General features: G+C 66.1%; 26 protein-coding genes and 1 tRNA gene. 8 read left to right on the forward strand and 19 right to left on the reverse strand.

Annotated features, from left to right (window positions below; genetic code table 11):
• Positions 1–66: 66 nt before the first annotated feature.
• From recQ to JHD77_RS00290, 6 genes are all read right to left on the reverse strand, one after another.
• On the reverse strand, positions 67–2205 hold the full coding sequence (gene recQ, locus JHD77_RS00265; protein ID WP_003091724.1) for a DNA helicase RecQ: 2139 nt from the start codon (positions 2203–2205) through the stop codon (positions 67–69).
• An 83-nt stretch (positions 2206–2288) separates the two neighbouring features.
• The gene (htpB, locus tag JHD77_RS00270) at positions 2289–2639 is read right to left on the reverse strand and encodes a two-component system sensor histidine kinase HtpB (protein ID WP_003091725.1); all 351 of its coding nucleotides are present in this window, start codon (positions 2637–2639) and stop codon (positions 2289–2291) included.
• A 65-nt stretch (positions 2640–2704) separates the two neighbouring features.
• The gene (gene hsbR / locus JHD77_RS00275; protein ID WP_003098751.1) at positions 2705–4420 is read right to left on the reverse strand and encodes a two-component system response regulator HsbR; all 1716 of its coding nucleotides are present in this window, start codon (positions 4418–4420) and stop codon (positions 2705–2707) included.
• 1 nt (position 4421) lies between these two features.
• On the reverse strand, positions 4422–4727 hold the full coding sequence (gene hsbA, locus JHD77_RS00280; RefSeq protein WP_003091727.1) for an anti-anti sigma factor HsbA: 306 nt from the start codon (positions 4725–4727) through the stop codon (positions 4422–4424).
• A gap of 314 nt (positions 4728–5041) precedes the next feature.
• Complete coding sequence (gene cheR / locus JHD77_RS00285; protein WP_003091728.1) at positions 5042–5866, reverse strand: protein-glutamate O-methyltransferase CheR; 825 nt, start codon at positions 5864–5866, stop codon at positions 5042–5044.
• Positions 5867–5942: 76 nt separating this feature from the next.
• On the reverse strand, positions 5943–6875 hold the full coding sequence (locus JHD77_RS00290) for a chemotaxis protein CheV (RefSeq protein ID WP_003098747.1): 933 nt from the start codon (positions 6873–6875) through the stop codon (positions 5943–5945).
• A 131-nt stretch (positions 6876–7006) separates the two neighbouring features.
• On the opposite strand from JHD77_RS00290, the gene flgA reads away from it, so the two are divergent.
• The 4 genes from flgA (at position 7007) to flgZ (ending at position 9518) form a co-directional block, all read left to right on the forward strand.
• Positions 7007–7705: a flagellar basal body P-ring formation chaperone FlgA gene (gene flgA / locus JHD77_RS00295; protein WP_003098745.1), complete on the forward strand. Its 699-nt coding sequence runs from the start codon at positions 7007–7009 to the stop codon at positions 7703–7705.
• 144 nt (positions 7706–7849) lie between these two features.
• Positions 7850–8173: a flagellar biosynthesis anti-sigma factor FlgM gene (gene flgM, locus JHD77_RS00300; RefSeq protein ID WP_003098742.1), complete on the forward strand. Its 324-nt coding sequence runs from the start codon at positions 7850–7852 to the stop codon at positions 8171–8173.
• Positions 8174–8227: 54 nt separating this feature from the next.
• Positions 8228–8698: a flagella synthesis protein FlgN gene (locus tag JHD77_RS00305; protein ID WP_003091733.1), complete on the forward strand. Its 471-nt coding sequence runs from the start codon at positions 8228–8230 to the stop codon at positions 8696–8698.
• Between the two features lie 28 nt (positions 8699–8726).
• On the forward strand, positions 8727–9518 hold the full coding sequence (gene flgZ, locus JHD77_RS00310; RefSeq protein ID WP_049950168.1) for a flagellar brake protein FlgZ: 792 nt from the start codon (positions 8727–8729) through the stop codon (positions 9516–9518).
• A gap of 3 nt (positions 9519–9521) precedes the next feature.
• On the opposite strand, the gene JHD77_RS00315 is transcribed toward flgZ, so the two are convergent.
• The 3 genes from JHD77_RS00315 to JHD77_RS00325 all read right to left on the reverse strand — a co-directional run bounded on the left by JHD77_RS00315 (position 9522) and on the right by JHD77_RS00325 (position 12904).
• The gene (locus tag JHD77_RS00315) at positions 9522–10133 is read right to left on the reverse strand and encodes a TIGR04282 family arsenosugar biosynthesis glycosyltransferase (protein WP_003119634.1); all 612 of its coding nucleotides are present in this window, start codon (positions 10131–10133) and stop codon (positions 9522–9524) included.
• A gap of 41 nt (positions 10134–10174) precedes the next feature.
• The gene (locus JHD77_RS00320; protein ID WP_003098737.1) at positions 10175–11479 is read right to left on the reverse strand and encodes an MFS transporter; all 1305 of its coding nucleotides are present in this window, start codon (positions 11477–11479) and stop codon (positions 10175–10177) included.
• Positions 11480–11662: 183 nt separating this feature from the next.
• Entirely contained in the window at positions 11663–12904 is a 1242-nt protein-coding gene (locus JHD77_RS00325) for a glutamine synthetase family protein (protein WP_003119633.1), read from the reverse strand.
• A gap of 325 nt (positions 12905–13229) precedes the next feature.
• Between JHD77_RS00325 and dsdA the strand changes: the two genes are divergently transcribed.
• Both dsdA and JHD77_RS00335 read left to right on the forward strand, forming a co-directional pair.
• Positions 13230–14576, forward strand: a complete 1347-nt coding sequence (dsdA, locus tag JHD77_RS00330; protein WP_004351142.1) for a D-serine ammonia-lyase — start codon at positions 13230–13232, stop codon at positions 14574–14576.
• 56 nt (positions 14577–14632) lie between these two features.
• Positions 14633–15511, forward strand: a complete 879-nt coding sequence (locus tag JHD77_RS00335) for a DMT family transporter (RefSeq protein ID WP_023102943.1) — start codon at positions 14633–14635, stop codon at positions 15509–15511.
• 4 nt (positions 15512–15515) lie between these two features.
• On the opposite strand, the gene JHD77_RS00340 is transcribed toward JHD77_RS00335, so the two are convergent.
• Together JHD77_RS00340 and JHD77_RS00345 are read right to left on the reverse strand one after the other, a co-directional pair.
• Positions 15516–16526 (reverse strand): DUF2955 domain-containing protein, encoded by a 1011-nt coding sequence (locus tag JHD77_RS00340; RefSeq protein ID WP_073658417.1) that lies wholly within the window; start codon positions 16524–16526, stop codon positions 15516–15518.
• A 22-nt stretch (positions 16527–16548) separates the two neighbouring features.
• Positions 16549–17607: an HlyD family secretion protein gene (locus JHD77_RS00345; RefSeq protein WP_003119629.1), complete on the reverse strand. Its 1059-nt coding sequence runs from the start codon at positions 17605–17607 to the stop codon at positions 16549–16551.
• Between the two features lie 467 nt (positions 17608–18074).
• Here JHD77_RS00345 and lecB point away from each other — a divergent pair, with 467 nt between their 5' ends.
• Positions 18075–18422: a fucose-binding lectin LecB gene (gene lecB, locus JHD77_RS00350; protein ID WP_003098728.1), complete on the forward strand. Its 348-nt coding sequence runs from the start codon at positions 18075–18077 to the stop codon at positions 18420–18422.
• A 53-nt stretch (positions 18423–18475) separates the two neighbouring features.
• Here the strand turns inward: lecB and JHD77_RS00355 are convergent, their stop codons facing one another.
• The 5 genes from JHD77_RS00355 to JHD77_RS00375 form a co-directional block, all read right to left on the reverse strand.
• Complete coding sequence (locus JHD77_RS00355; RefSeq protein ID WP_031756896.1) at positions 18476–18994, reverse strand: AmiS/UreI family transporter; 519 nt, start codon at positions 18992–18994, stop codon at positions 18476–18478.
• 42 nt (positions 18995–19036) lie between these two features.
• Positions 19037–19627: a transcriptional antitermination factor AmiR gene (gene amiR, locus JHD77_RS00360; protein ID WP_003098722.1), complete on the reverse strand. Its 591-nt coding sequence runs from the start codon at positions 19625–19627 to the stop codon at positions 19037–19039.
• Positions 19624–20781, reverse strand: a complete 1158-nt coding sequence (amiC, locus tag JHD77_RS00365) for an aliphatic amidase expression-regulating protein AmiC (RefSeq protein ID WP_003117566.1) — start codon at positions 20779–20781, stop codon at positions 19624–19626. Before amiC ends, amiR begins: the two co-directional genes overlap by 4 nt.
• A gap of 25 nt (positions 20782–20806) precedes the next feature.
• Positions 20807–21922: an AAA family ATPase gene (locus JHD77_RS00370; RefSeq protein WP_003098718.1), complete on the reverse strand. Its 1116-nt coding sequence runs from the start codon at positions 21920–21922 to the stop codon at positions 20807–20809.
• Positions 21923–21992: 70 nt separating this feature from the next.
• Positions 21993–23033: an aliphatic amidase gene (locus JHD77_RS00375; RefSeq protein WP_031756898.1), complete on the reverse strand. Its 1041-nt coding sequence runs from the start codon at positions 23031–23033 to the stop codon at positions 21993–21995.
• A 266-nt stretch (positions 23034–23299) separates the two neighbouring features.
• Between JHD77_RS00375 and JHD77_RS00380 the strand changes: the two genes are divergently transcribed.
• On the forward strand, positions 23300–23638 hold the full coding sequence (locus JHD77_RS00380) for a hypothetical protein (protein ID WP_003109297.1): 339 nt from the start codon (positions 23300–23302) through the stop codon (positions 23636–23638).
• Positions 23639–23688: 50 nt separating this feature from the next.
• On the opposite strand, the gene JHD77_RS00385 is transcribed toward JHD77_RS00380, so the two are convergent.
• From JHD77_RS00385 to JHD77_RS00395, 3 genes are all read right to left on the reverse strand, one after another.
• Positions 23689–23763, reverse strand: a tRNA-Arg gene (locus tag JHD77_RS00385).
• Positions 23764–23930: 167 nt separating this feature from the next.
• Complete coding sequence (locus JHD77_RS00390; protein WP_010791872.1) at positions 23931–24164, reverse strand: hypothetical protein; 234 nt, start codon at positions 24162–24164, stop codon at positions 23931–23933.
• A gap of 8 nt (positions 24165–24172) precedes the next feature.
• Positions 24173–26914 carry an RHS repeat domain-containing protein gene (locus tag JHD77_RS00395; RefSeq protein WP_031756899.1) on the reverse strand — a complete coding sequence of 914 codons (2742 nt, stop codon included), beginning with the start codon at positions 26912–26914 and terminating at the stop codon, positions 24173–24175.
• Positions 26915–26920: the final 6 nt, after the last annotated feature.

The raw sequence follows: 26920 nt of genomic DNA on the forward strand, positions 1-26920 counted from the left end.
GTCACAGTAGACGCTTGCGAAGGACGTCACAAGATTGGCGTCAGAAAATACCGGCAAATGGCCATATCACGACTCCAGTTCCACCTGCAGGGCGGCGCGTACGCAGTGCAGCACGCCACTCGGCACCCGCTTGCCGAAACGCTCCTCCAGCGCCGCCACCGGCGGCAGTTCGCCGTCTTCCTCGAGGAAGGCGTCCTGGATTTCGCCGAGGAGTTCCTCGGGCAGATCCAGCGCCTGCTCCAGGCTCACCTGCTGACCGGCGATGGCCTCGGCGAGCATCGCGTAGACGTTCTTCTCGCTGCAATTGAGCTGGCGGGCTATCTGCGCCGGGGTCATCCCCGCACAGGCCAGGCTGGCCAATTCGTGGCGCAGGTCCTGCGGCGGCGCGGCGGGCGCCGCCGGCGAGTCGGTGAGGACATCGAGGAAGGCCTGGCCGTAGCGCTCCAGCTTGCGCGCGCCGACCCCGCTGACCTGGGCCATGTCGGATAGCGAGCGCGGCTGGCTGCGGAGCATTTCCAGCAGGGTCGCGTCGGGGAAGATCACATAGGGCGGCACCGAATGCTCTTCGGCCAGCTTGCGCCGCAGCGCGCGCAGGGCCTCCCACATTTCCCGCTCTTCGCTGCGCACCAATTGGCTGGCGGCGCTGGCGCCGCCGCTGGAGGAGCCCTTGGCGCGCTGTGGTTTGAGGTCGCGGCGCAGCTCCAGCCGCACCTCGCCCCGCAGCAGCGGACGACAGGCCTCGGTCAGGCGCAGGCCGCCGAAGCCGTCCAGGTCGACGTCGGCCAGGCCGCGCGCGACCAACTGGCGGAACAGGGTCCGCCATTCGTCTTCGCCACGCCCCTTGCCAATCCCGAACACCGCCAGGTGCTGGTGGCCGAGACTGCGGATCTTCTCGGTCTCGCGGCCGAGCAGGATATCCACCAGATGGCCGACGCCGTAGCGCTGGCCGCTGCGGTAGATCGCCGACAGCGCCTGGCGCGCGGATTCGGTGGCATCCCAGGTTTCCACGCCGTCCACGCAGTTGTCGCAATGCCCGCAGGGCTGCGGCATCTCCTCGTCGAAATAGGCCAGCAGCGCCTGGCGCCGGCAACGGGTTTCCTCACAGAGCGCCAGCATGGCTTCCAGCTTGTGCCGCTCGACGCGCTTGTGCCGCTCGTCGCCCTCGGAACTCTGCATCATCTGCCGCAGCAGCAGGACGTCCTGCAGACCGTAGGCCATCCAGGCGTCGGCCGGCAGGCCATCGCGGCCGGCGCGGCCGGTTTCCTGGTAATAGGCCTCGAGGCTCTTGGGCAGGTCGAGGTGGGCGACGAAACGCACGTTGGGCTTGTCGATGCCCATGCCGAAGGCAATGGTCGCCACCATGATCAAGCCTTCCTCGTTGAGGAAGCGCTTCTGGTGGTGGGCACGCAGTTCGTTGGACAGTCCGGCGTGATACGGCAGCGCGGGGAAGCCCTGGTTGCCGAGGAATTCCGCGACCTCCTCGACCTTCTTCCGCGACAGGCAGTAGACGATGCCGGCATCGCCGCGCCGCTCGGAGAGGAAGCCGAGCAACTGCTTGCGCGGCTGCTCCTTGGGCACGATGCGGTAGAAGATGTTCGGCCGGTCGAAGCTGGAGAGGAACTGCTCGGCGTTCTGCAGGTGCAGGCGCTGGATCATCTCCTCGCGGGTACGCATGTCCGCGGTGGCGGTCAGGGCGATCCGCGGCACCTGCGGGAACAGCTCGGCAAGCTGGCCGAGCTGCAGGTATTCGGGACGGAAGTCATGGCCCCATTGCGACACGCAGTGCGCTTCGTCGATGGCGAACAGGCCGACCGGCAGTCGTTGAAGGAAGGCCAGCATGCGCGGCTGGACCAACCGCTCCGGTGCCAGGTAGAGCAGCTTGATCTCGCCACGCTGCAGGCGCTCGGCGATGTCCCGCTGCTGCTCGGGGTTGAGGGTGGAGTTCAGCGCCACCGCCGGCACGCCGAGTTCGTCCAGGGTGGCGACCTGGTCCTCCATCAGCGCGATCAGCGGCGACACCACCACCGTCAGGCCTTCGCGCAGCAGCGCCGGGACCTGGAAACACAGGGACTTGCCACCGCCGGTGGGCATCAGTACCAGCGCATCGCCACCCTCGGCCACCCGCTCGATGATCCGTGCCTGGTTGCCACGGAAGGCGTCGTAACCGAAAACGTCTTTGAGGATGCGTAGGGCTTGCTCGCGCATGAAGGACTCCAAATCGAGCGGCGCATTATACGCCAGGGAGGCTCGATCGGGCCGGTACCTTGTCGCCGGAAAGGACGAAAACCTCAGCGATAGCGCTGACGTTCCTGTTTGAAAAGGATGCGGACGATGGCGAATTCGCGCTCCATCTGTTCGATCAGCGCCGGCGCCCGTTGCAGGTCGCCGCGCCTGGCGCTTTCTTCCAGCTCCTTGCAGTAGCCGGCGAGGAGTACCGCGCCCATGTTGCTGCTGCCTCCCTTGAAGCTGTGTGCGGTATGCCGCAAAGCCTGGGCATCGCCGGCCTGGAGGGCGGCATGCAGGCTGCGCAGGCGCTCCTCGGAGTCGAGCACGAAGGTATCCAGCAGGACCGGATATTCGTCCTCCATGACCTCCTGCAGCGAAGCCAGAACACGATCATCGAGATGCGGCGCGGACATTCGATCGCTCCCTGAAGTCGACTTCCGATGCCCTACCCATTAGGAGCACCGCGACGAAAGCGCGATTATGCCTGAGGCGACCAGAAAAACTCCACGGACACCACCTTTCCGTCGGCCGACCACTGGCAACGATCGGACAATTCGCGGATCAGGCGCAAACCCCTGCCGCAGAGGCGTTCCTGGCGCTCCACGGCATTCAGCGCGCGCTCCACGTCGAAACCTTCGCCGCTGTCCTCGACCCGCACCAGCAGACGCCCCCCCGCGCCATGCGGCGCCAGGTCCAGGTGCAGCCGCACGTAGCCGTCGCGCAAGGCCTGCAGGCGGCTGACCCGCTCCTGGTAATAGCGGGCGAATCCCGCCGCGTCGCTCTTCATCGTCGAATCGAGGCCGATGACGCCATGTTCCAGGGCGTTCGAATAGAGTTCGGCGAGTACCGTATACAGCGCGCCGCCGCGCGCGCGCAGGTCGTGGACCTCGAGCAGCAGTTGCAGCACATGGGGCAGCGGGTTGAAATGCTTGAGGGTTTCGGCGCGGAATTCGAAGCTCACCGACCAGTCCAGCGGACTGCTCACGCCACTATCGGAAAACGCCAGCGGCGGGCATTGCAGGCCGCTATCCGGCTGCAGCCGCACTTCGAGCATGCTCACGTCGTCCTGCACCGCGCCGCGGAACTGCGCCAGGCTGCGCTGGATCTCGTCGAACAGCGCGGACGGCTGGCGATTGCGCTCGAACAGCTGGAGCAGCCGCGCCTCGCCGAACATCTCGCCAGCCTTGTTGCTGGCCTCGAGGACCCCGTCGGAAAACAGGAATATCCGATCTTCGATATCCAGCGGATAGGTTTCGCAACGGTCGCTGAACGCCGCCGGTTCGAGGATTCCCAGCGGCAGGTGGCGGGACACCAGGGCGACCCGCTCGCCGCTGGCGGCGCGCAGCAGGTAGCCGTCCGGCAAGCCGCCGTTCCAGACCTCCACCAGTTCGCGCTGGAAGCTCAGGTTGAGCAAGGTGGCGCAGCAGAACACGCCGACCGGCAGGATGCGCTTCAGCTTGGCGTTCATCTCGCGGAGGATGTCGGCCATCGGATAGCCCTTGGCGGTCATCCCGTAGAACACCTCGGCCAGCGGCATCGCGCCGATCGCCGCCGGCAGGCCGTGGCCGGTGAAGTCGCCGAGCAGCACGTGCATGCCGCCGGACGGCTTGTAGGCGGCCAGCAGCAGGTCGCCGTTGAACAGCGCGAGGGGCGATTGCAGGTAGCGCACGTTGCTGGCGTTCAGGCAGCCGGAATGGGCCACCTTGTCGAACACCGCCTTGGCCACCCGCTGTTCGTTGAGCAGGTGCTCGTTGTGCCGGACGATCAGGTCGCGCTGCTCCAGCACCGTTCGTTGCAGCAGGTGCAGGCGTCCCATGGCGTTGATCTTGGCTTCGAGGATCACCCGGTTGTACGGCTTGGAGAGGAAGTCGTCGCCGCCCGCCTCCAGGCTCTGCACCAGCGCCTCGGTTTCGCTGAGGGAGGTGAGGAAGATGATCGGCACCAACTCCTCGCCGGCCTGCTGCTTGATCCGCCGGGCAGCCTCGAAGCCATCCATCACCGGCATCATCACGTCCATCAGGACCAGTTGCGGCCGCTCGGTCTCGAACAGCGCCACCGCCTCCAGGCCGTTGCCGGCGGTCAGCACGCGATGCCCCTGGCGGCTGACGATGGTCGACAGCAGCAGGCGGTCGGCCGCGTTGTCCTCGGCGATGAGAATCGTCAGGCTCTCGATCCGCGCCGCCGGGGGATTCATCTCAGCTGATCTTGAACAACTGCTCGAAGTTGGAGATGGCGAGGATCTTGCGCACTTCCGGGCTGCAGTTCGCCAGGCTGATCTGCGCGTTCTCGCCGCCGGCGTGGTCGCGCAGCAGCAGGAGCATGCCGAGGGCCGAGCTGTCCAGGTAGGTGGCGTTGCGCAGGTCGACGACATAGCGTCGCGGAGTGATCGCGACGCGCTCGTAGGCGTCGCGGAAATCCTGATGGGCCCCGAAGTCGAAGCGCCCCTGGATCTGGATGGTCAACTCTTGCCCATCGGCCGAGGGCAGCGCAGTGATGGCCATGGAAGTCTCCTGGTAGGCGTGGCGGATCGAGGGAAGGCTTGAATCATGTAAGCAGTTCCCCGGCAAAGCGGCAACTTGCCAGATCACCTGACTATCAGAAATATCTGTCAATACAACTAGATCGCGCAGTCCTAAACTGCCCCGCTCCGAGCCAGCCGTCCTGTGCCGAGCGGGCTGCGACGGCGCCGCCGCGCGTGGCGCTCGGAGCCTGGGCAGTGGGCGAAAGTCTCGTCCCACCTGCCCGTCCCAAGCGGACCCGCGCCAGGCTGCCAGGTCACCCCCGGCGCAACCTGGCGCGGGTCCGCTTCCTTGCGCTACTTGGCCCGGTAGATGATGCCCGGGCTGCACTGCACCATCTGGTAGTGGTCGGGCAGGTTGTTCAACGCCTCGGAGGCGCCGAGGAACAGGTAGCCGCCAGGCTTGAGCGTGCCATGGATGCGCAGCAGGATGTCGCGCTTCACCTCGGCGGAGAAATAGATCAGCACGTTGCGGCAGAACACCATGTCGAACTTGCCGAGGCTGGCGTAGCTGTCCAGCAGGTTCAGGGCACGGAACTCGACGCGGCTGCGGATCGCCGGCTTGACCGCCCAGCGCCCCGGTCCCTTGGCGTCGAAATAGCGTTGCAGACGCTCCGGGGACAGACCGCGGCCCATCGCCAGGGTGTCGTATTCGCCGGCCTTGGCGGCGGTGAGCATCGACCCCGACAGGTCGGTGGCGACGATCTGCACGCCCGCCTTCAACTGCCCCAGGTTGGTCTTCTCGAACTCGTCGATGGCCATCGACAGCGAGTATGGCTCCTGGCCTGACGAACAGGCCGCCGACCAGATCCGCAGGCGCTGCCCGCCGTTGGCCTTGATCAGTTCGGGAAGAACCCGCTGCTTGAGCACCTCGAACGGGTAGGTATCGCGAAACCACAGGGTCTCGTTGGTGGTCATCGCGTCCACCACCATCTCGCGCAGGCCGCCGCGCTGGGTCTGGATGCGCTGCACCAGCTCTCCCAGGCTCTTGATGCCCTGCTGCTCCATCAGCTTGTTCAGCCGGCTCGAGACCAGGTACTGCTTGTTGCTGCCCAGCACAATGCCGCAGGTCTTCTCGAGGAAGACCCTGAACAACTCGAAATCCGCATTAGCTGCCGACACGCATAAGCCTCTTCGCCCTGGGCGACCGGAACGCAGCCGGTCGCCCGTATTCACATTGTTGTCGAGGGCCGATCGCTCAGCCCGCGTCCACCGCCTTGATCCGCTCCACCACCCGCGCCGCCAGATCGTCCGGACGGAACTTGGCGAGGAAGTCGTCCGCACCGACCTTCTTCACCATCGCCTGGTTGAAGACCCCGGACAACGAAGTATGCAAGAGAATGTGCAGTTTCTGCAGGCGGGGATCGCTACGGATTTCCGCCGTCAGGGTATAACCGTCCATTTCCGGCATTTCGATGTCGGAGATCAGCATCAGCAGCTCGTCTTCCGGACGCCGTCCCTCGGAGAGCATGTTCTGCAGGTACTCCAGGGCCTGGCGCCCGTCGTTGAGCGCGGTCATTTCCACGCCGACCGCCTCCAGGCAACGGATTACCTGCTTGCGCGCCACCGACGAATCGTCCACCACCAGCACCCGCTTGGTCACCGCGCGGCTCTGGGTCTCGGCGTCCACCACTCCGTGGGACACTTCCTCGGACGTCGGTGCGACCTCCGCGAGCACTTTTTCCACGTCGATGATTTCCACCAACTGCTTGTCCACCCGGGTCACCGCGGTCAGGTAATGCTCGCGGCCGGCGCCCTTGGGTGGCGGATGGATCTCTTCCCAGTTCATGTTGACGATGCGCTCCACCGAGCGCACCAGGAAGCCCTGCACCTTGGTGTTGTACTCGGTGATGATCGCGAAGCTGTTGGTCAGGTCCTGCAACCCGCGGCGGCCGGTGGCCAGCGCCAGGTCGAGGATCGGAATGGTGCCTCCGCGGATGTTCGCCACCCCGCGCACCACCGGGCTGGACTTGGGCATCACCGTCAGGCGCGGGCACTGCAACACCTCTTTCACCTTGAACACGTTGATGCCGTAGAGCTGGTTGCCGTCCAGGCGGAACAGAAGCAGCTCCAGACGGTTCTGTCCGACCAACTGCGTACGCTGGTTGACTGAATCCAAAACACCGGCCATTGGCGCTCCCCTCAGACGGTCGTGCCGGACTCCGGCACGACCATTGCTTAACCCGTTGCATGAAACAGGCAACGACAGTTTTTCGACGAATAATGGCATGTAGCCATACTTCTCTACGGTTTTTACCCGTTTTGCTCGGGCTCGGCTACCTGTGCGCGGCTAACAACAGCCAGGCCCAGGGTTTTACCGCTCCCGAGGTACTTATCGGCTCCACCCAGGGGTTTCTTGAATTCAAGGTAGAAGAATATCTGCAGAATAGCGGACTCGACGGGCGCTACCAGATTCAGGTCAATCGCGTCGACCCGCGCTTGCGCCTGGCCGAATGCGACAGGGACTTGACGCTCAGCCAGGAAAGTCCGGCACAACCGATCGGCAGGGTCACCGTGCGCATCAGTTGCGAAGGCAGTGCGCCCTGGACCATCTTCATGCCGGCGCAGGTGAAACTGTTCCGCCAGGTAGTGGTCGCGGTGCAGCCACTCAAGCGCGCGCACGTGCTGGAGGATGCCGACATCGCCCTGGTCGAGCGCGACGTCGGCCTGCTGACCCAGGGCTACCTGACCGATCCGGCCCGCGTCGTCGGGCAGAAGCTGCGCCGACCGGTGGTCAACGACCAGGTGCTGGCGCCGGTCTTCCTAGAGCAGGCCGAGGCCGTGCGCAAGGGCGACCAGGTGGTGATCCTCGCACGCACCGCCACCATCAACGTCAAGATGCCCGGCGAGGCGCTGTCCGATGGCGCCCCGGGCCAGCAGATCCGCGTGCGCAACCTGCGCTCGCAGCGGATAATCAAGGCCCGCGTGATAGAACCCGGCACGGTCGAGGTGAATATGTAGAGGGAAAGCCGTGGCCGGTAGCGCTGGCGCTACCCCGGCGGGTTTCTCTAAACTGGGAAACGACGCACGAAAATAAGTCCTAAAGTTTTTCAAGCCTTCGCCGAAAAGCTAGGCAAGCGTCCAATACCTTCGAGGTTTACAACCATGGTCATCGACTTCAACCGGCTGAATCCCGGCAGCACGCCAGCCACCACCGGCCGTACCGGCAGCACCGCCGCAGGTCGCCCCGACGCCACTGGCGCCGACAAGGCAGGCCAGGCCGCGACTTCCGCTCCGAAGAGCGGCGAGTCGGTGCAGATCAGCGAAACCGCCCAGAACATGCAGAAAGTCACGGACCAGCTGCAGACCCTGCCGGTGGTCGACAACGATAAGGTTGCCCGGATCAAGCAAGCGATCGCCGATGGCACCTATCAGGTCGACAGCGAGCGTGTTGCCAGCAAGCTGCTCGACTTCGAATCCCAGCGCTGACCTCGAAGGACGCGCTGGAGGACATTGGACGCCGAATGAACTCCCGAGCCCGAGATGCCTGACTCCCCTACCCTGCTCGATCTGTTCGCCGAGGATATCGGCCACGCCAGCCAACTCCTGCAGTTGGTCGACGAAGAATTCCAGGCCCTGGAACGGCGCGAGCTGCCGGTTCTGCAACAGCTTCTCGGGGCCAAGCAGCCACTGATGCAGCAACTGGAGCGAAATGGCCGGGCCCGCGCGGAAATCCTCCGCGAAGCCGGCGTTTCCCTCGACCGCGAAGGCCTTGCCCGCTATGCCCGCGAGCGCGCGGATGGCGCCGAGCTGCTGGCGCGCGGCGACGAACTGGGCGAACTGCTGGAGCGTTGCCAGCAGGCCAATCTGCGCAACGGGCGGATCATCCGCGCCAACCAGGCTTCCACCGGCAGCCTGCTGAACATCCTCCGCGGCCAGGACGCCCCGAGCCTGTACGACAGCCGCGGCGGCACCGCCTCGAGCAGCCGGCAACGTCCGCTCAGCCAGGCCTGAACCCGACCAGCACACGTATCAAGGCACAGTGCTATCATTGAGGCATTCGTGCCCCAGGAGAGCATTGAAGGTGCCCAACCCGTTCGTCGAAGAAGCGGGGCCGCAACCCCCGAAGGTGCTCAAGGCCCCCGTGGAAATCCAGGCCAACCTGCGCCTGCTGCAGGATAGCCGCGACTCCCTGCTGATCACCTTTGCCGATCGCAACCAGCGCTTCCAGAGCTTCCTGGTGGACATCGACCGCGACCGCGGGATGGTCGCGCTGGACGAACTCATCCCCAACACCGGCGAACGTTTCCTGCAGAATGGCGAGGCGTTTCGCGTCGAAGCCTTCCACGAAGGCGTGCGTATCGCCTGGGAATGCGAGCGCCCGGTGCAGTTCGGCGAACACGACGGCGTTCCCTGCTACTGGGCCGCCCTTCCCGCCGAAGTGCTCTACCACCAGCGCCGCAACGCCTACCGCGCCAGCATCAAGCAGCGCCAGCCGATCGCCGCGGAAATCGCCGGGGAGAAACTCCGCGCGCCGCTGAGCGGACAACTGCTGGATATCTCCGCCACCGGCGCCAAGCTGCGCTTCGCCGGCAATGTCGCCGAACGCCTGCATCCCGGCGAGATCTACGAAGACTTCAGCGCCCAGCTGCCACAGGGCGCGATCAGTAGCGCGATCGAACTGCGTCACGTGCGCTTCGACGAAAAGCTCGACGCGACCTTCGCCGGCGTCCGCTTCAGCGAGATGAGCGGCCTCGCCCAGCGTCAGGTGGATCGCTTCGTCTACCAGTTACAGCGCGAAGCGCGGCGCTTCGAGAAAGACGAACTGTTCTGAGTTTCACAGGACCAGCCCCAGCGCCGCCAGGCGCGGCAGGTCCTCGGGACGGTCGACGTCCCAGAGCACCGGCAACAGGTGATGCTCCCAGCCCAGTTGCCGGAGACGCTCGCAGGTCAGCGCCAGCAGGCGGTCTCCGCCCCAGGGCATCGACTCGAACAACAGCGGGTCGACCCGGGTCAGGCCGAGCAGCGCGTAGCCGCCCCGCTCCACCGGCCCCAGCACCGCCTGGTGGCGGCCCAGGGCGGTGCAGGCCGCTTCCAGGTAGTCGCCGTCCAGCACCGGGCAGTCGTGGCGAATCAGCAGTACCGCCTCGCTTTCCGCCAACCCCAGCGCCGCGATACGCCGCATGCGCTCGCCGGGGTCGCCGGCCGGCTGGCTCATCAGGCTCCAGCCCAATGCCACCGCCAGCGCCTGCAGATCGCTGTCCAGATCGTCGTCGAACCAGAGGATGCGGGCGCTGAAACCGCGATCGGGCAGGCGCAGGGCGCGTTCCAGCAATACCCGCTGCAAGCGTCCCGCGCTCTCCTCGCCGATGGCCTGGGCGATCTTCGGCCGCCGCTGCCCGGGCGGCAGGTTGCGCACCATCAGGTGAAGGGAAAGCGTCGGACTCATCGCAACCTCTCCTGCCTATCGGCTCCCGCGGCGAGCGGAGTTCAGTTCTGCGTCGCACCGTCGGCCTGCGGCGCGTCGGGCTCGCCATCGACCATCTGCTCCTGCACCGCCTGTTCGTCTACCCGCGGATCGAGCGCCGCGACCAGCGGGGAGCTGGTCATGTTGTCCGGGGTCGGCACGTGGTGCAGCGGCGCGTCGTCGACCCGGTGCAGGCCGCTGACCTTCTCCGGATGGACCCGCCAGACCAGGATCAGCGCGCAGGCGCTGACGAACGCATATAGCATGTTAGCGCCAAACAGCCGCATCAGCGCGCCGGCCGCCAGCGGCCCGATGCAGGCGCCGACGCCGAAGGTCACCAGCAGCATGGCGGTCAGCGAAACCCGTCGCTCGGTCTCCACATGGTCGTTGGAAAAGGCCACTGCCAGCGGATAGAGGGTGAACTGCAACATGCTCGCGGCGATTCCCAGGGCCAGCAGCAACGCCAGCGGCATCTGTTGCAACAATGCCAGCGGCAAGGCGAACAGGCACAGCAGGATGGCGCAGGCGCGGATCAGCCAGGCGCGGTCGCGACGGTCGGACAGCCAGCCGAGCGGCCACTGCACCAGCAGCCCGGCGAAGATGCAGGCGCCCATGTACAGGCCGACCTGCTCGTTGGGCAACCCCAACTGGTTGGCATACAGCGGCGCCAGGCCATAGAAGGAGCCGACCACCAGCCCCGAGACCAATACGGTGGTCAGCGACTGCGGCACCCGGCGGATGAAGAAACGTGGTTCGAGCGGCGCCGGGCGCAGCGCTGCGGGGTGGATCTTGTGGGTCAGGGCCAGCGGCACCAGGCACAGGGCGAAGCAGAAGGCCACCAGCATCAGCAACTCCGGCCCCAGTTGCGGATGCGCCACCAGGATCATCTGGCCGAGCACCAGGCCCAGGTAGGAAGCCGCCATGTAGCCGCCGAACACCGCGCCGCGCTGGCTGGCATCGGCCTGCTCGTTGAGCCAGCTCTCGATCACCATGTACTGGCACATCAGGCCCAGGCCCATCACCATGCGCAAGGCGATCCAGGCCGGCAGCCAGGGCAGCAGGCCATGGCCGAGGACCGCGGCGGTGACCACCCCGGCGCAGGCGACGTAGGCGCGGATGTGGCCGACCCGGGCGATCAGCCGGTGACCGACCTTGCCGCCCAGCACCAGGCCGAAGTAGTTGGCGGCCATCAGCGCGCCGACCCACAGGCCGTCTACCTTGTCCGCCGCCAGGCGCAGCGCCAGGTAGGTGCTGAGCAGGCCGGAGCCGGTGAGCATCAGCAGGGTAGCGAAATAGAGAGCGCGAAAAGAGAAGAAAATCCGCCGCATCGGACCTCCGGTCCCGTACAAGGGAGCCGGCGCCGCTCGCGGACTGCCCGGCTCGCACAGCGTTGGAGTCCCGGGGAGGCCCCGGGACAGGACGCGGGATGCCGAAGCCGGCACCCGACACCACGACCCTGCCGCCGCGAGGCGGCAGGGGGTGACACAGGGCTAGGAAAGTACCACGGTGGATCAAGCCTGGGCTGCCAGGACGCGACGTTCCCAGGGGCTGATCTCGTCGAAGAAGCTGGTCAGCTCCATGCTCTTGGTCGCCACGTAGCCTTCGACGAACTCGCTGCCGAACAGTTCGCGCGCCAGCGCGCTGCCTTTCAGGCGCCGCAGGGCGTCGTACATGGTGCAAGGCAGGGTCAACTCCTCCGGTACCTCGAACTCACCCTGGATCGCCGGGCTCGGCTCCAGTTCGTGCTCCAGGCCGTAGAGACCGGCGGCCAGGCTGGCAGCGATGGCCAGGTAAGGGTTGGCGTCGGCGCCCGGCAGGCGATTCTCGACGCGCCGCGCGGAGGCTCCGCTGGCCGGGATGCGCAGGCCGGCGGCGCGGTTGTCGTGGGACCAGCAGGCGTTGTTCGGCGAAGCGTAGGGATGGCAGAGGCGCTGGAAGGAGTTCACATGCGGCGCGAAGAAGGGCGTGAAGTCCGCCAGGCAGGCCTGCTGGCCGCCGATGAAGTGGCGGAACGCGGCGGAAGGCTCGCCATCGGCTTCGCTGAAGATGTTTCGCCCGCCGTCCAGTTCGACGATGCTCTGGTGGATGTGCATCGAGCTGCCCGGCGTCTTCGCCAGCGGCTTGGCCATGCACACCACGATCAGGCCGTGCTTGAGCGCGACCTCCTTGAGCAGGTGCTTGAACAGGAAGGTCTGGTCGGCCAGCAGGACCGGGTCGCCATGCAGGAAGTTGATCTCGAACTGGCTGGTGCCCATCTCGTGCATGAAGGTGTCGCGCACCAGGCCCAGCGCATCCATGCAGCGGTAGACGTCCTCGAAGAACGGCCGCAGGCCGTTGTTGGAAGACACGCTGAAGGCCGAATAGCCCAGCTCGCGCCGGCCATCCGGCCCCAGCGGGGCCTGGAACGGCTCGTTGGGATCGGTGTTCGGGGCGAAGACGAAGAACTCCAGTTCGGTGGCCACCACCGGTTGCCAGCCGTGGGCGGCGTAGCGCGCCACCACCTGCTTGAGCAGGCCGCGGGTGGACAGCCCGGACGGCGTGCCATCCAGTTCCTGCGCATCGCAGATGGCGAAGGCGCGCGGAGTGTTGCTCCAGGGCAGGCGATGGACCTGGGTCGGCTCGGCGACCAGCGCCAGGTCGCCATCGTCGCTGCCATAGAAGCGCGCCGGCGGGTAGCCGCCCATGATGCATTGCAGCAGCACGCCACGGGCGAGCTGCAGGCGCCGGCCGCTGAGGAAGCCCTCGCCGGTCATCACCTTGCCGCGCGGCACCCCGTTGAGGTCGGGGGTGACGCATTCGATTTCTTCAACTCCAGCCAGCCGTTCGGCGAGTGAGCCTTGGCCTTCGATAGTCATGACTTCTTATCCTTGTTGGTATCGCGGATGCCGCACCGGGCGGCGGCCGCGTACAAAATACGCATCGCTTGTTCAAGATATCAAGCATGCGGCACATTCTCGCGTGTGCAAAGCCTTTCGCCGCAGAGGCGTTCTGCCTTGCCTGCCGGGTACGAGGAAAAACGCCGGCCAGGCGTATATCCTCTGTGCCTTCGCCGCCCTACCCGCCACAGGAGTACTGCCGTTGATTCTCGGAACACCCAAGGCCGACTGGCTCGCCGAATTCCCGCGCCTGGCCGACCTCATCGCCCTGCGTCCGAGCGAGTGGTTCAACCCGGCCATCGCGCCGAGCGCCGAAGCCCTGGCCGACGTCGGCCTCGGCGCCGCCGACGTGGCCGACGCCAGCGCCCGCCTGCAGCGCTTCGCCCCGCTGATCGCCCGGCTGTTTCCGGAAACCGCCGCCAGCGGCGGCATCATCGAGTCCGACCTGGTCGAGGTCGCCACCTTCCACGATGCCCTGCGCCAGCATTACGCCGCCGAACTGCCCGGCCGGCTCTGGCTGAAACGCGATAGCCACCTGCCGATCTCCGGCTCGATCAAGGCCCGCGGCGGCATCTATGAAGTGCTCGCCCATGCCGAGCGCCTGGCCCTGGAGCACGGCCTGGTCGGCCTCGACGACGACTACTCGCGGCTGGCCGAGGCGGATTGCCGGGCATTCTTCGCCCGCCACCGGATAGCGGTGGGCTCCACCGGCAACCTGGGCCTTTCCATCGGCATCATCGGCGCCGCGCTGGGCTTCCAGGCCAGCGTGCACATGTCCGCCGACGCCCGCCAGTGGAAGAAGGACAAGCTGCGCGCCCACGGCGTGACGGTGGTGGAGTACGCCTCCGACTACAGTGTCGCGGTGGAACAGGGCCGCCGCGAAGCGGCCGGCGATCCCTACACCCATTTCGTCGACGACGAAAACTCCCGCGACCTGTTCCTCGGCTACGCCGTCGCCGCCGAGCGACTGCGCGGCCAGTTGGACGCCGCCGGCATCCGCGTCGACAGCGAGCACCCGCTGTTCGTCCATCTGCCCTGCGGGGTCGGCGGCGGTCCCGGCGGGGTGGCCTTCGGCCTCAAGCTGGCGTTCGGCGACGCGGTGCACTGCCTGTTCGCCGAGCCGACCCATTCGCCCTGCATGTTCCTCGGCGTCTATACCGGCCGCCACGAGCAGGTTTCGGTGCAGGACTTCGGCATCGACAACCGCACCGCCGCCGATGGCCTGGCGGTGGGGCGTCCGTCGGGCTTCGTCGGCCGCGCCATGCAGCGCCTGCTCGACGGCTACTACACGGTGGACGACGACGAGTTGTTCCGCCTGCTCGCCTTGCTCGAGCGCAGCCAGGGCATCCGCCTGGAACCCTCGGCCCTGGCCGGCGCGCCGGGCATCGCCCGGGTCACCCGTGAGCCGCAGGGCTATCGCGAACGCATGGGGCTGACCTCGGCGCGCCTGGCCAATGCCACCCACCTGGTCTGGGCCACCGGCGGCGGCATGGTGCCCGAGACGGAAATGCGCGCCTACCTGGAGCGAGGCCGCTCGCTGCTGGACTGACACCGACACGCGCGGGGCGCCACGACCGTCCCGCCACCTCCCAACGAGGACCTTGCATGCGCACACCCGCCTGGCTCGGCAGCGGCATGCCGCTGCTCTTCGTGCTGCTCTGGAGCACTGGATTCCTCGGCGCCAAGTTCGGCCTGCCGTACGCCGAGCCCTTCACCTTCCTGGCCATCCGCCTGCTCCTCGCGGCCGCCCTGCTGGCCGCCTTCGCCCTGCTCAGCGGTGCGCCCTGGCCGGGCTCGGCACGGCTGGCCGGGCATGTCGCGGTCGCCGGCCTGCTGGTCCATGGCCTGTACCTGGGCGGGGTGTTCCTCGCCATCGAGCACGGCATGTCGGCCGGCCTGACCTCCCTGTTGGTCGGCCTGCAACCGCTGGCTACCGCGGCCCTGGCCGGCATCTGGCTCGGCGAGCAGGTCAGCCGCCGGCAATGGCTGGGACTGGCGCTCGGCCTGGCTGGCGTAGCCCTGGTGGTACTCGGCCGCATCCACGGTGGCGCCGACGGCCTGGCCTGGGCCGCGGTGCTGGTGGCACTGGCGGCGATCACCTGCGGCACGCTGTACCAGAAGCGCTTCTGCGGCGGCATGGACCTGCGCACCGGCGGCGTCGTCCAGTACCTGGCCAGCGGCGCCCTGCTCGGCCTCGCCGCCCTGCTTTTCGAAAGCCGCGAGGTGCAGTGGAGCACGCCGTTCGTGCTGACCCTCGGCTGGCTGGTGCTGGGACTCTCGTTCGGCGCCGTCGGCCTGCTCTACACGCTGATCCGGCATGGCGCCGCGTCGAAGGTGGCGAGCCTGTTCTACCTGGTGCCGCCAGCGACCGCGCTGGCCTCCTGGCTGCTGTTCGACGAGCGCCTGGCGCCGGCGGCGATCGGCGGCATGCTGCTGGTGATGCTCGGCGTCGCGCTGGTCAACTGGCCGGGCCGGCGCGCCTGAGGCCTCAGTGGCTGTAGTGCCGGGTGGCGGCGAAGCGGTTGAGGAACAGGTGGATCACCAGCACCGTCATCAACGTGATCAGCACCGCGAAGCACACCGAGGTAAATCGGTAGAGCACGCTGTACATGATGTCGTGGGTTGGCGTCAGGTACTGGCCGAGGACGATCGCCAGGGTGGTCAGCGCGCCGAAACCGATCCCCGGTACGCCGTTCTCCAGCATGTGGATGCGCGCGCAGAACATCGCCGAGATCCACAGCAACAGGGCGACGAAGGGCAGGATGTCGTAGTGATCGTAGAGCAGCACCTGCAAGCCCACCGCCAGCGCACAGCCGAGCAGCGTACCGAGGGCGCGGATGCGCCCGGCGAAGTGCACGCCCTTCCAGTGCATGGGAAACAACACCAGGATCGAGGCGATCTGCGCCGACAGCGAGTCCTTCAGGTCGAAGGTCTGGAAGACCACGAAGGACAAGGTCGCCACCGTGGCCCCGAGCAGCGTCTCGTGGCGCCGGCTGGGGGCGTCCTTGGCCGGCGCCTGGCGCGGCGACCGCGGTTCGACGTCGGGGAACAGGTAGAACATCAGCACGGCGATGGCCACCGTCAGCCAGGTGGCGACCATGTTGCTGGCGAGCATGTCGAACAGATCGACGTCCGGATAGCTGGCAAAGTGCAGCAGCATCGAGAGGAACACCGAACTCAGTGCGCCGAAGAAGAACAGCGGGCCGCGCGCCATCAGGGCGAAGCGGTAGACGAAGAGGCCGAAGACGATAGGCGTCATCAGCAGCGGCCGGTCGCCGAACAACCCGTACAGCACCAGTACCTCGACGCTGATCACCACCGAGTTGGCGAGGAACTGGCGGACGATGTGCAGGTTGATCACCGGCGTCAGGCCGAGCAGCAGCATCGGGTAGACGCCGAAGAACGAGCCGTAGTCCCAGTTCATCAGCTTGCAGACGAAGAACCCCAGGGTGCCGCCGCCGGCGATGCGCAGGCACTGACGCAGGTCGTTGGCGGACATCGCGAGCTTGGCCGGCATGGCGTCAGTAGACGTAGTGCAGCAGGCTGATGGCGACGATCTGCGCGCGACCGAGCAGATGGCTCAGGCCGTCGCCGGGATAGAGCTGCACGGTGGCCTTGGCACCGGTGGGCAGCAGGCCTTCGGGAAGTTCGTCGAGCACCACGTGCAGGCGCTGGCGCTGGGCGTCGCGGACCCAGCGGTCGGAGGTGACCGGCGCGGCGAGGTCGCCGTTGGCGTCCAGCTGGCCCTCCTTGACCCCGGCGTCGATGGCCGCCACCCGCGCGCCGAACACTTCGCCGGGACGCGCGTCGAACACCACCGCCGCACGGTCGCCAGGGCGCACGTAGCGCAGCGATTTCTCGCGGAAGTCGGCGACGATGTCGATACGGTCGTCCACCAGCGCCGCCACCGGCGTTCCGGCCGGAACGTAGGTGCCCGGGGTCAGTTGCAGGTTGCTCAGGGTCCCGGCGCGGTCGGCCCGGACGCTGCTGTATTGCAGTTGCAGACGAGCCTGGGCCAGGGCATTGCGCGCCTGGCGCAGGCGCAGGTTGTCCTCGCCGGCCGTGCCGCGTCGCGCGGTCAGCTCGCCGATCCGCGCCTGGGCCGCGGCGACCCGGGCACGGGCGGCCTGGGCCTGGGCGCTGACCTGCTCGTGCATCTGCTGCGACACATGGTGGCGCTGCACCAGTTGGGCGGTGCGGCGCGCCTCGCTGTCCAGCTCGCCGGCGCTGCTGCGCGCGGCCAGGAGGTCGGCCTTGGCCGAGGCGATGGCGGCATCCAGCTCGCGGTTGGTGCGCTCGGCTTCCTCCAGTGCCAGTTCGGCCTGGCGCACGGCCAGTCGGAAAGGCTCGGGATCGAGGCGGAACAATACTTCGCCGGGCTGCACGTGGCCGTTGTTGGACACCAGCACCTCGGCGACCTGACCGCTGACACGCGGCGCGACGCGCACCACCGGCCGGGTCAACTGGGCCTGCGGGGTGAGCGGCATCCACAGGTCGGCGACCAGGAAGTAGACGAACAGCAACACGAATACCGCGATAGCGACTTGAACCCAACGGGCAAATCGTTGATCGGGAGTCATAGGGTACGAGCCTCGAATCCAGCGGGAATGCAGTCGCCGCAGCGGGGCCTGAATGCGGGGGTTGGCGCGGCCGGGATGGAACCGGCGACCCGGACGACGGCCAGTGGGTAGCCGTCGCCGCTGCGGCGACCAGGTGACGCAGTATATTTCGAGACAATCGCCCCTGGCCTGCCGGCATCGGCAATAGATCGTTACAGAAAGCGTAACAATCGAACGAGCCGGCACGGCAGGCCGCTGCCGCAGTCCGGCACCGGGCCATGCATCGCCAGTGCCAGGACACCCCTGTAGCCCTCCTGCGAACTCTAGCAGTGGTCGCGCCCGGTCGACGGCGTAGATTGGCTGAACGATGCGTCCTTCCTGCCTGCGCATCGCCTGCCGCCAAGGACTGCGGATTTCTCCCGACACGCCATACCGCGCGCCAGACGGCTGCCTGAAAAGGCAGGCCAGGTATTCAGTGGAGATACACCATGGCAACACAAGGAGTGTTCACCCTTCCCGCCAACACCCGGTTCGGCGTCACCGCCTTCGCCAACTCGTCCGGAACCCAGACGGTGAACGTGCTGGTCAACAACGAGACGGCCGCGACCTTCAGCGGGCAAAGCACCAATAACGCCGTCATCGGCACCCAGGTGCTCAACTCCGGCAGCAGTGGCAAGGTACAGGTCCAGGTCAGCGTCAACGGCCGCCCCTCGGATCTGGTCTCGGCACAGGTAATCCTGACCAACGAGCTGAACTTCGCCCTGGTCGGCTCTGAAGACGGCACCGACAACGACTACAACGACGCCGTCGTGGTGATCAACTGGCCGCTCGGCTAGGAGTTCGGAAGGGACGGGATGGCGGCAAGCCGCCATCCCTTTCCGACTTCCTGCTATACCTTGAGCACCTGCCCGAGCAGCAGCAGGCCGGGCAACCAGGCGGTGAATATGGCGCTGGCCAGGGTCAGGTAGGCCACCGGCTTCTGGATGCTGCGGGACAGCCCCAGCAGCAGGAAGAAACAGAACCAGAGCAACGCCCAGACTGTCCAGTTGACCGCGTTCCACAGGCCGAACGGACCACTGGCGCCGGCGAACGACTCGATCGCCACGGTGCAGGCGGTGAGGCTGACGAACAGGCAGAACCAGCCGAGGCCCTTGCCGTCCACCTCGAGGAACTGGTTGGCGGCCACCCACAGATAGGTAAAAGCGAATAGCAGGGTTAGCGCTCCGGCCTTCAGCGAGCCCTGCCCGGCTGCTGCGGAAAAGATCAGGTAGAACGCGACGCAGGCGCTCAGCACGCCGACCAGGAAGTTGATCACCGCCACCTCCCGACCGCTGATCTTGCCCAGCAACCAGACGGCATTGAGAAACAGCACCGCGCCAACGTACAGCAGAACCAGTCCCAGCATCATGACGATACCCCTCTTGTTATTGTTCTGGTCGGCCCGGATCGCTCAGGCGGACGGCTCGTTTCCCAGCAACTCCTGAGCGATCTTCAGGATCGGCTCGCGCCGCTTCATCGCTTCCCGCGACAGGTACTGGTGCGCCTCGCGCTCGTCCCAGCCATGGCGCTGCATCAGCAACGCCTTGGCCTGGTTGATCCGGGCCTGGCCGGCGATGCGTTCCTGAAGCTGCTCGGTCTTCTGCTTCAGCTTCGCCATTTCCTCGCTGATGCGCCGCGCCGATACCAGCACAGGCAGCACCCGGTGGGCGTCGAGCGGCTGGGTGATCACGCCGTGGCACTCCAGCTCGATGATCTGCGAGAGCACCGCGGGGCTTTCGTACTCCACCAGCGCCACCAGGGTAGTGCGCGGAGTTCCGGCGGCGAGCAGCGCAGCGATCTCGTCGTGGTGGCGATTCTGGAAAATGCTGGTGAAGACCACGTCCACCGGCACGTCGAAAGCTTCCGGCGGCGGCCAGCACTGGCGCACCGAACAACCGATGCGGATCAGTTGCAAGACCAGGGCGTCGCTGACCTCTCCCGGCGGGTTGAGTACCAGCACCTGCAACTCGCGCAGGCTGCCGAGCAGCGAGTTGGCGCTCATGGGAGCGCTCCCCCGCCCATGCTGGCGGACCAGTCGTCGAGGTTATGCACGACGACATAAGGATCGGGGCGAATCGGTTCGGGCGACTGCCAGCGGACCTGGAACACGCCGCGCGCATCGATTTCCGCGATGCGTGAAGACAGGCGGCTGTGGTTGTTCTGGCGCTCCACCCGGACCGGCCCCTGGGGCGCGTCGATGTCGATGTCGTACAGGTGCCGCTGCACGTCTTCCACCCGCCAGCTGCCTGCGGCCTGCGCGGCGCGGCCGAGCAACAAGGTCTGCCAGTAGGCCGCCTCGGCCCAGGCAGTGATGGTCGCGTTCTCCGGGAAGAAACCATGGCAGGCCTGGACGAAGGCTCGGCTGGCGGGCGTATCGATGCTGGAGAAGTAAGGCGCGACCACCACCTGCCCCTCTGCCACGTCGCTCTCCATCTTCGCCACCTCCGCCTCGCTGGTGGTCAGGCTGGCGATCGGCGGCCGCCTGCCATCGCCGTAGCGACGGGCGATGGCGCGATACAGCTCGGCGGTGCCGGTGCCCACCACGGTGGAGAAGACCACGTCGGCGCGCGCCTGGTAGATGCGCTCGACGGCGCGCTGCACGTCGTCGTCGGAGGGATACAGCGGAATGTAGATTTCCTCGAGCACCGTGCCGCCGTGCTGGCGGTACAGGTGGCGCATCACATGGTTGCTTTCCCGCGGATAGATGTAGTCCGAGCCGATGAACACCACCCGCTCGCCGTAGTGGCGAATCAGGTACGCCGCCAGCGGCGCACTGTTCTGGTTCGGCGCCGGACCGCCGTAGACGATGTTCGGCGAATACTCGAAGCCCTCGTAGGGGGTCGGGTAGCAGAGCAGCGCGTCGGCGCGCTCGACCACCGGCATCACCGCCTTGCGCGTGTGCGACATGTAGCAACCCACGAGGAACCGTACCCCCCGGTTGCGAATGAAGTCCTCGGCGCACAGCCGATAGCGGTCCGGGTCGCCGCCGGGGTCCTGGGACAGCGTTTCGATCGGGCGACCGCCGACGCCGCCCTCGCGGTTCAGTTGCTCGACCGCAAGCAATGCGCCATAGCGCTGCGAGCGCTCGATATCGGCGGTGACGCCGGTTTCGGAGAACAGCAGGCCGATCAGCGGCCGCTCCTGGTGCGATCCCATCCGTTTCCTCTCCTGTGACTGTCGCTCAGCGCCGCACGAAGCGAACCCGCTCGTGCTCCAGGCTCGCCAGGTAGGTCGTGCAGTTCCCGTCGCCCGGCTGGTGGTGGTCGAGCAGATGCTCGGCCAGCGGTACCTCGAGATGATGACGGACGCTGCGGCGCAACGCACGGGCGCCGAACTGCCGGTCGAAGCCGGCGCGGGCGATCTTCGCCAGCACCTCCGGGGTCGCCTCCAGGCGGCAGCGATGCTTCTCCAGGCGCCGGTTGAGCCGCTGCACCTCCAGCTCGACCAGGCGCGCGACGACGTCGCGTTCGATCCAGTTGAAGGTGACCACGCTATCGAGACGATTGACGAACTCCGGCGAGAAAGTCTTCAGCAGCCGGGCCCGGACCATCCCGTCGATGTCCCGCCGCCGGCGCTCGCCGCCGACCGGCAGCAGGCGCCAGGGCAGGCGCTGGCGACGCTCGTCGTAGCGCTGGATCTCATGGGCGCAGAGATTGCTGGTCATGAACACCAGGGTATTGCGGAAATGGTAGGTGCGTTCGCCGGAAGCGACCCGCAGCAGGCCGTTGTCGAGTACGTTGAGCAACGCATGGACCACTTCCGGGCTGGCCTTTTCCAGTTCGTCGAAGAGAACGATGCCGGGGCGCCCGGGACTGCCGTCCAGCTTGTCCTGCTCCAACAGGGTGGTGCCCTCCTTCGCCCCGACGTAGCCCGGCGGCGCACCGGTGAGGGCGGCGGCATAGTGCTCCTGGGACAGGGTGTTCATGTCCACCCGGCAGAACCCCTCGGCGTCGCCGTGCAGGGCCCTGGCCAGGGCGCGCACGATCTCGGTCTTGCCGACCCCGGTGGGGCCGAGGAACAGCGCGCTGAACAGCGGACGGCGCGGGTCGGCGATGTCCGCGCGAACCACCTTGAGCATGTCCTCGACGGCCTGTAGCGCCGGTTCCTGGCCGAGCACCTCGGCGCGCAGGCAGTCCATCACCGCCGCCGGGTCGAAACGGAAACGGCTGTGCAGGGCGCTGCGGTGACTCAGGTGGGCCTGGAGCAGACTTGCCTCGGCAAGATTCTCCCGCGCCAGGGCCTGTTCCTCGTCCTGCTGCCGGCGGGACTGGTCGAGCATGTCGCTCAGAAAAGGCATGGATGAAACTCCTTCTGCCACAGGGGGAAATGGCGGAGACGGCGTGCCGCACGACGGCACGCCGGTGCCGTCAGGCCTCCTTCTCCAGTCCCTCGGAGGGCAGCCGGCCGACCGGACATTGCGCCACACCGGTAGTCGAGCGGGTCAGTCGCTCGACATTCTCGCGCGCCTTCTCGGCGTCGGTGACCCAGGTGCGGTAGAACTCGAACGGACACTCCGCCAGGCCCCGGTCGCCATCGCCGGACGCCTGCAAGCCGCTGTAGCCGCGGTGGAGGATCTTGAACAGGTGGTTCTGCGACTGATCGTTGGCGCGCGCATCGCGGATCTGCGAAAGCGACAGCTGGGCGTACTGGATACCCATTTCCTCCTCGCCGCACTCACCGAGGGTACGACCGTCGAAGCCGATGATCGCCGAGTGGCCGAAGTAGGAATACACGCCGTCGAAGCCGGCGGCGTTGGCCACCGCCACATAGCAGTTGTTGGCCCAGGCCATGGCCTTGGCCATCATCACCTGCTGGTCCTTGGCCGGATACATGTAGCCCTGGCAGCGCACGATCAGCTCGGCGCCCTTCATCGCGCAGTCGCGCCAGATTTCCGGGTAGTTGCCGTCGTCGCAGATGATCAGGCTGATCTTCATGCCCTTCGGCCCTTCGCTGACGTAGGTCTGGCCACCGGGATACCAGCCCTCGATGGGGCACCAGGGAATGATCTTGCGGTACTTCTGGACGATCTCGCCGTTGTTGTCGATCAGCACCAGGGTGTTGTACGGCGCCTTGCGCGGATGCTCCTCGTGCCGTTCGCCGGTGAGGGAGAATACGCCCCAGACGTTGGCCTTGCGGCAGGCGCGGGAGAATATCTCGGTTTCCTCGCCGGGGATCGCCACCGCGGTTTCCATCATCTCCGCCGGATCGTACATGATGCCCTGCAGGCTGTACTCGGGGAACACCACCAGGTCCATGCCGGGCAGGCCCTGCTTCATGCCAACGATCATGTCGGCGATCTTCCGGGCGTTGTCCAGGACCTCCGCCGCGGTGTGCAGGCGCGGCATCTTGTAGTTGACCACCGCCACTCCGACGGTGTCGTTGCTGCTGGAAATATCGCCGTGACGCATGGGTATCACCTCTTGTTGTTATTTTTTCGGGACGAAAAAAGGCCCTCCCGGGTAACCCCGGGAGAGCCCATTTGCTCTGTGCGTATGCGTTAGGTTCGGTCCCGCGACATCGACGCTGATGCGCACGACCTGATGGCGCCACTTATAAGCCCCGTCGGAAGGAGCTGTCAAGGCTCGGGTAAGGCCATGTAATCGGCGCGCTCGCGAAAGCGCACGGCGCGCGCCTGAGATAGCATGCAGCCATCATTCGCACGGAAGCTTCGCCAATGAAATTCGGACTCTTCGCCTCGATCGCCCTCTTCCTCCTGTCGGTCTGCGCACTTCCGGCGCTGGCCGCCAATAGCCCCTGCTCGGGAAAGAAAGGCGGTATCGCCGGTTGCGACGGCGATATCTTCCTCTGCAACGACGGCTCCATCAGCGCCTCGAAGCGCAGTTGCGCGGCCTACTTCGGCAACGCCGGCGGACGTACCGGACAACCCGCCGTACAGCGTCTGCAAGGCACGACGCAGGGCTGTGCCTGTGGCAGCGGCTCGTTCTGCACGGGCCCGCGCGGAGGGGTGTACTGCCTGACGCCGGGCGGCAAGAAAAGCTATCGGAGAAAGTGACGGCAAGCGGACTGGCGAAGCGGCGAGGGAAGCTGGAGCAGAGCATGAAATGGCGTCCCGGAGAGGGGTCGAACCTCCAACCTTCCCCTTAGGAGGGGGATGCTCTAACCAATTGAGCTACGGACCATAAAGGGGACCGGACCGGCGCCACAGCTCCCCCAGTTCGATATCGAGGTTTGACTTAACTAAGCCTGCCAGCATGCTTGCAAGCTCGCCGTAATTAGCATCAAAGACACCATCTGGAATGCGACAAGGTTTAAGTTGGTCTTAAAGATGGTTGGAGACCTTCAATTTACTTGGCTTTTCTGCTTATTAGTTTTATCTCGTCTTCTATTTTTGGGTAGTGGAGTAGTGTTGAGTCTCTTGTGAGCATCAATAGTCCTGATTTTAAGTATTCCCAATCACTTTTGGGGTATTCTTCTGAGTAGAGATTCTCATCAATGATTCCGACAATTATAGCTGTATCTCCGTCGCCAAGATCAATTTTGTCTCCCAGCTCTACTTTTTTTCCATTTGAATATCTCATGAGTAACCTCAGTTTATAAACGGCTCTACTGGAACTGCGTTTTTCGGTAGCTGCTCAGGTTTTAATACGTAGTTTTTCTTCTGCCAGAAGCATCGGCAATTGTTGGGGTTCTGATTGGCAACAAACATGTTGTGATGAGATCCATAAACCCCGTGTTGCATTTCGTCGTCTGGAATAATGTCTAATGGTCTATAGCCCAAGGTTCCAACAGGAATGATCCTGCCGCTAATTGTCTTGCACGGCGGGCAGTCTTTTGGGCAGTTTTGCTCTTTTGTATCGCTGTCAGCTTGTGGCGTAGCTCCGGAAATACTAGCCACCAGCAATACTCCCCCTAACAGTCTTCCCGCAGGTAATCGAATATTTCCGGGTATCCAATCGTATGCTGATTTAGGAATATCAATCTCTATTGCTGCTAGACCTAAAGGATCAATACGGTTGAGGGGGGCTCCCTGTACATATCCGTATGTGTTCACTCCCCCACTTAGTCCAATCGGATCACTCTCCACATACCGCCCAGTCTCCGGATCATAGTCGCGGAAGTAGTTGTAGTGCAGCCCGCTCTCCGCATCGTAGTACTGCCCGGGGAAGCGCAGGTTGACCTGGGTGCTGCCCTGGCTCAGCGCTTCGCCGCGGCCGAAGGCGTCGGACTGCCACTGCCAGGCGATCTGGCCGCTGGCATCGGTGGCCAGGCGCGGGGTGTCGAGGTGGTCGCCATGGAGGTAGAGCAGGGTCGGGTTGCCGACCTTGCCCTGGGCGTCGTAGGCGGCGTCGATGGTGGCCAGCGGCAGGCTGTCCAGCCACAGGTAGTACTGGGCTCGCAGTTTCCGGCCGCTGCCGTCGTGTTCGGCTTCGCCGAGCAACTGGCCGTCGGGACCGTAGAGGTAGGTGGTGATGCTCTCGGGGGTGAGCTTGACGATGCGTTGGCCGAGGGCGTTGTAGCGGTATTCGGCGACCTGCTGGCCGTCGAGGCTGACGCTTTGCAGGCGGCCCTGGGCGTCGTAGGCCAGTTTGCGCGCGGCGCGGTCCTGGGTGAGGTTGCCGGCGGCGTCGCTGGTCACCGCTTGCGCGCCGATGGCGGTCAATCGGTTGCTGTCGGGCGCGTACTGGTAGTCCTGGCTGCTGGCGGTGCCGCCTGAGGCGGGGTTGTCGCTGCGTTGGGTGCGGTTGCCGACCGCGTCGTAGGCATAGCTGCGCCCGCCCTGGACGCCGCGTTCCTCGGTCAGGCGGTCCAGCGGGTCGTACTGGTAGTCCAGGGTGCCCCAGAGGCTGTGGCGGTGCTGCTGGATATTGCCATTGGCATCGTGCTGGTAGTCGCTCTGCCAGGGGCCGACCTTCTGCCGCAGCAGTTGGTAGTCCTGGTCATACTCGCGGCTGAGGGCGATGCCGTTGCCCCAGGTCAGGCGCTGCAGCGGGCCGAAGGGCAGGTAGGCGATCTGCCCGACCAGGGTGCTCGGCGCCTTGTCGCCTACTGCCAGGGTCACGCTGGCGACCTGGCCGCCGGCGTTGCGCGGGTAGCCGATGGCGAGGCCGGAGGGGTAGCCGATCTCCAGCAGTTGGTTGGCCGCGTCGTAGCGGTAGGTCACGCGGTCGAGCAGGGTCTGCTGGTCGAGGCGGATGCTGCGTACCTGCTCGACCAGGTTGCCGCGCTCGTCGTAGCGGTACACCAGGCTGTCGCGGGCACCTTCGATGGCGCCCAGGCGGCCGATGCCCTTGTTGCCGTCGGCGGTGAGGTCGTAGCGGTACTGTACGTCGAGGCTCGGGTCGCTCGGCGAGTGGCGCTCGATCAGGCGATTGAGGGCGTCGTAGCGATACTCGGTGACCGCACCGCGAGCGTCGGTGCGGCGGATGACGTTGCCGGCGGCGTCGTGCTCGAAGGTGGTGGTGCCGCTGTCCGGGCTGACCAGTCGGGTCAGGTTGCCGAGGCCGTCGTATTCGTAGCGGGTGGTGACGCCGCGCGGGTCCTTGACCTCGGTGAGGTTGTCCTGGGCGTCGTAGGCGAGTTGGGTCTTGCCGCCGAGGGGATCGCTCTGGCCGACCAGCCGGTCGAGGGCGTCGAAGGCCTGGCTGTGGGCGAACTGGCGCGGGTTGGTTTCGCCGACCGGATTGTCGTTGAGGTCGTAGGCGAAGCTGCGTGTCTGGCCGCCGGCGCCGACCGCACGGAGCAGCCGGCCAAGCTCGTCGTAGGCCCATTGCTGCTGGCGCACCAGGCTGCCGCTGGCGTCCTTGATGCGCTGGGCGGTGCGATTGCCCTTGGTGTCGACGTCGTATTCGAGGCGTTCGCCGAGGTTGTTGCCGATCGCCACCAGGCGCCGTGCGTCGTCGTATTCGTAGCTCAGCCAACTGCCGTCGCCACGGGTGACGCGGGTGATCTGGCCGACCGCGTCGTAGTCGAAGCGGGTGGTGCTGCCGGCGGTGCTGACGGAGGCCAGCCAGCCGTCGACGCCGGTGTAGGCGAGGCTGCTGGTGACGCCGTTGGCATCGGTGATGCTGCCGGGCTTGCCGCGCTCGTCATAGTCGCCGAGGCGGGTGACCTGGCCGAGGGCGTTGGTCACCTGGGTCAGGTTGCCGCGACTGTCGTAGGCATAGAGGGTGACGTCCTGCACATCGGTGCGCGGACCGTCGGCGCGCTCGATCAGGCCGAGGGCGTTGTAGCTGTAGCTCCAGGCGCGCTCGGCCGCCTGCGCGGGCAGGGCCAGGGCGCAGGCCAGGCCGAGGGCGCCAAGGCGGGGGAAGTATGGGGGGATGCGCATGGGGGT

The organism is Pseudomonas sp. P20 (assembly GCF_016463925.1).
GTDB classification, from domain to species: domain Bacteria; phylum Pseudomonadota; class Gammaproteobacteria; order Pseudomonadales; family Pseudomonadaceae; genus Pseudomonas; species Pseudomonas aeruginosa.

Excerpts from the sequence above, each read along its gene's own strand:
- JHD77_RS00325 (WP_003119633.1), bottom strand. The coding sequence starts at position 12,904 with ATGACCGGCGAGGGCTTCCTCAGCGGCCGGCGCCTGCAGCTCGCCCGT.
- JHD77_RS00290 (WP_003098747.1), bottom strand. The coding sequence starts at position 6,875 with ATGGCCGGTGTTTTGGATTCAGTCAACCAGCGTACGCAGTTGGTCGGA.
- JHD77_RS00335 (WP_023102943.1), top strand. The coding sequence starts at position 14,633 with ATGCGCACACCCGCCTGGCTCGGCAGCGGCATGCCGCTGCTCTTCGTG.
- JHD77_RS00390 (WP_010791872.1), bottom strand. The coding sequence starts at position 24,164 with ATGAGATATTCAAATGGAAAAAAAGTAGAGCTGGGAGACAAAATTGAT.
- amiC (WP_003117566.1), bottom strand. The coding sequence starts at position 20,781 with ATGGGATCGCACCAGGAGCGGCCGCTGATCGGCCTGCTGTTCTCCGAA.
- JHD77_RS00395 (WP_031756899.1), bottom strand. The coding sequence starts at position 26,914 with ATGCGCATCCCCCCATACTTCCCCCGCCTTGGCGCCCTCGGCCTGGCC.
- flgM (WP_003098742.1), top strand. The coding sequence starts at position 7,850 with ATGGTCATCGACTTCAACCGGCTGAATCCCGGCAGCACGCCAGCCACC.
- htpB (WP_003091725.1), bottom strand. The coding sequence starts at position 2,639 with ATGTCCGCGCCGCATCTCGATGATCGTGTTCTGGCTTCGCTGCAGGAG.
- JHD77_RS00305 (WP_003091733.1), top strand. The coding sequence starts at position 8,228 with ATGCCTGACTCCCCTACCCTGCTCGATCTGTTCGCCGAGGATATCGGC.
- amiR (WP_003098722.1), bottom strand. The coding sequence starts at position 19,627 with ATGAGCGCCAACTCGCTGCTCGGCAGCCTGCGCGAGTTGCAGGTGCTG.
- JHD77_RS00320 (WP_003098737.1), bottom strand. The coding sequence starts at position 11,479 with ATGCGGCGGATTTTCTTCTCTTTTCGCGCTCTCTATTTCGCTACCCTG.
- JHD77_RS00345 (WP_003119629.1), bottom strand. The coding sequence starts at position 17,607 with ATGACTCCCGATCAACGATTTGCCCGTTGGGTTCAAGTCGCTATCGCG.
- JHD77_RS00315 (WP_003119634.1), bottom strand. The coding sequence starts at position 10,133 with ATGAGTCCGACGCTTTCCCTTCACCTGATGGTGCGCAACCTGCCGCCC.
- JHD77_RS00380 (WP_003109297.1), top strand. The coding sequence starts at position 23,300 with ATGAAATTCGGACTCTTCGCCTCGATCGCCCTCTTCCTCCTGTCGGTC.
- JHD77_RS00375 (WP_031756898.1), bottom strand. The coding sequence starts at position 23,033 with ATGCGTCACGGCGATATTTCCAGCAGCAACGACACCGTCGGAGTGGCG.
- hsbR (WP_003098751.1), bottom strand. The coding sequence starts at position 4,420 with ATGAATCCCCCGGCGGCGCGGATCGAGAGCCTGACGATTCTCATCGCC.
- JHD77_RS00355 (WP_031756896.1), bottom strand. The coding sequence starts at position 18,994 with ATGATGCTGGGACTGGTTCTGCTGTACGTTGGCGCGGTGCTGTTTCTC.
- JHD77_RS00370 (WP_003098718.1), bottom strand. The coding sequence starts at position 21,922 with ATGCCTTTTCTGAGCGACATGCTCGACCAGTCCCGCCGGCAGCAGGAC.
- recQ (WP_003091724.1), bottom strand. The coding sequence starts at position 2,205 with ATGCGCGAGCAAGCCCTACGCATCCTCAAAGACGTTTTCGGTTACGAC.
- hsbA (WP_003091727.1), bottom strand. The coding sequence starts at position 4,727 with ATGGCCATCACTGCGCTGCCCTCGGCCGATGGGCAAGAGTTGACCATC.
- lecB (WP_003098728.1), top strand. The coding sequence starts at position 18,075 with ATGGCAACACAAGGAGTGTTCACCCTTCCCGCCAACACCCGGTTCGGC.
- JHD77_RS00340 (WP_073658417.1), bottom strand. The coding sequence starts at position 16,526 with ATGTCCGCCAACGACCTGCGTCAGTGCCTGCGCATCGCCGGCGGCGGC.